Raw genomic sequence first — 657 nt, 5'->3', positions numbered from 1 at the left:
CTTCGCTCAGGATGACAAAAAACTGTTATTCATAGCAATCCTCAATTGTAAGTGCATGATAGCGATTTTTAGCCTTTAGCAGGGAAAGATAACCTGATATGGACCAAAATATAATATAATTTAAAAAGGCTTTGCGACATACAAGGCCTTGACTGTTTTTGAAAACTGGCTAAGAGGCTGCCGGTAAATATTTTTTCTGGAATGGGAGGGTATTGTATTGAAAAAATTTTTTAGGGTAATAGGTGTGATGCTGATCCTGCTTTGCTCTTTGGCACAGCCGGTAACGGCGGTGGAGTATCAGCCTGAAATAACCATTGCCATGGATGGACAGTTTCTGCCCACAGATGTACCCCCGATTATTCAAAACAACTATACCCTGGTTCCCTTGCGGACCGTTGCCGAAGCCTTGAAGCTGGAGGTAAGCTGGAATGCCGGGACGCAGGAAATTCAGCTGGCAGGCAATGGGGTAAACATAATGATGCAGATTGGATCTAATCAGGCAGTTAAGAATGGTTCCCGGATACCGTTGGAGGTTTCCCCGGTCATATACTCGAATAGAACCATGGTTCCGGTCCGTTTTGTAAGTGAAGCCCTGGGATGTCATGTGGCGTGGGATGCAGCGGCCCGGAGAGTAAATATCAGCAGCGGGCCGGTACC

Annotated in this window: 1 protein-coding gene; it reads left to right on the top strand. The window is 46.1% G+C overall.

Annotated elements, in window-relative coordinates; genetic code table 11:
- Positions 1–217 precede the first annotated feature (217 nt).
- Positions 218–657 (top strand): copper amine oxidase N-terminal domain-containing protein (locus tag B3W37_RS14270; protein WP_483176193.1); only part of this gene is annotated, 440 nt, incomplete at its 3' end.

It is taken from the genome of Syntrophomonas sp. UBA5494 (assembly GCF_002426325.1).
This window is presented reverse-complemented; position numbering and strand designations above follow the sequence as displayed.